We start from the raw sequence: 1,594 nt of genomic DNA, 5'->3' as shown, positions 1-1,594 counted from the left end.
ATGATGGCCATTGATTTGCAGCGGATTTCCCTGGGGGCGTTGATCATTGCCCTGGGCATGCTGGTAGACAATGCCATCGTGGTGACCGAGGGCATCCTGGTGGGCATGAAGCGTGGCCTGTCCAAACTGGAGGCTGCGAAAGAGATTGTCCGCCAGACCGTCTGGCCGCTGTTGGGTGCCACGGTCATTGCCATCATGGCGTTTGCGCCGATTGGCCTGTCTGACGACGCCACCGGTGAATACACCAATACCCTGTTCTGGGTGCTGTTGATTTCATTGATGCTCAGCTGGGTGACGGCGATTACGTTGGTGCCGTTTTTTGCCAATGTGTTCTTCAGCGAGAAGGATGTGGGTGGCCAGGACGGGGAGGGTGAAGACCCTTACGCCGGCAGGGTCTTTGTGCTTTATCGCCGCCTGCTGGACCGTGCCATCCATCATCGGGTGATCGCCCTGAGCGCCATGGGTGCGCTGTTGGTGATTGCGGTGGTCGGTTTTGGTTTCGTTAAACAGGCGTTTTTCCCGCCCTCCAATACGCCCATGTTTCTGGTGGACTACTGGTTGCCCCAGGGCAGCGATATTCGCGCCACCCAGGATGCTGCCGCCCGGCTGGAGCAGGCGTTGCTGGAGATGGACGGCGTGGAGCAGGTGACCACCACCGTCGGCCAGGGCGCGCAGCGTTTCATGCTGCCCTATGCACCGGAAAAGAGTTACCCCAGCTACGCGCAACTGATCGTGCAGGTCGCCGACCGGGAGCAGATCAATCCGACCCTGGCGGCGACCCGCGAGCTGATTCGAAACGAGCATCTGCAGGCGTTTGCGAAGGTGAAGCGCCTGATGATCGGGCCGAGCCCGGCGGCTTCCATCGAAGCCCGTTTCAGCGGGCCGGACCCGAAAGAGTTGCGGGCGCTGGGCCTGAAAGCCCAGGCCATCATGCACGACGATGGCGGACTGGAAAGCATCCGCCATGACTGGCGGCAGCAGGAAAAAGTGATCCGGCCCCAGTTTCAGGAAGCCCAGGCCCGGCGGGCCGGCATTACCCGTGAGGACCTGGATAACACCCTGGCGCTGAACTTCAGTGGCCGTGATGTGGGCCTGTACCGGGATGGCAGCAAGCTGTTGCCGATCGTGGCGCGGCCACCGGACAACGAGCGCCTCAGTGCGGACAACCTGAACGACGTGCAGGTCTGGTCGCCGGCTTACGCCACGTATATTCCCATCACGCAGGTGGTGTCGGACTTCAGGACCGAATGGGAAAACGCCCTGATCATGCGCCGCGACCGTAAACGAACCCTTGCCGTGCAGGCGGAACCGGATGTGCTTGGGGATGAAACGGCGGATCAGGTGCTGCGGCGGATTCGCCCGGCCATCGAAGCGCTGGAACTGCCGGTGGGCTACTCCCTGCAGTGGGGCGGTGAATACGAAGCTTCCAAGGATGCCCAGGCGGCGGTGTTCGGCAGCCTGCCCATGGGCTACCTGTTCATGTTCATCATCACCATTTTGCTGTTTGACGCGGTGCGTTCACCGTTGGTGATCTGGGCCACGGTGCCGCTGGCCATTATCGGTGTGACCTTCGGGCTGCTGCTGCTGAACTCGC

Annotated in this window: 1 protein-coding gene; it reads left to right on the top strand. The window is 61.6% G+C overall.

All coding sequences use genetic code 11. From position 1 onward, the window contains the following. Positions 1–1,594, top strand: a 1,594-nt coding sequence (locus A3754_RS19095) for an efflux RND transporter permease subunit (RefSeq protein ID WP_197468722.1), incomplete at both ends; no start/stop codon positions are given.

It is taken from the genome of Alcanivorax sp. HI0083 (genome assembly GCF_001635175.1).
This window is presented reverse-complemented; position numbering and strand designations above follow the sequence as displayed.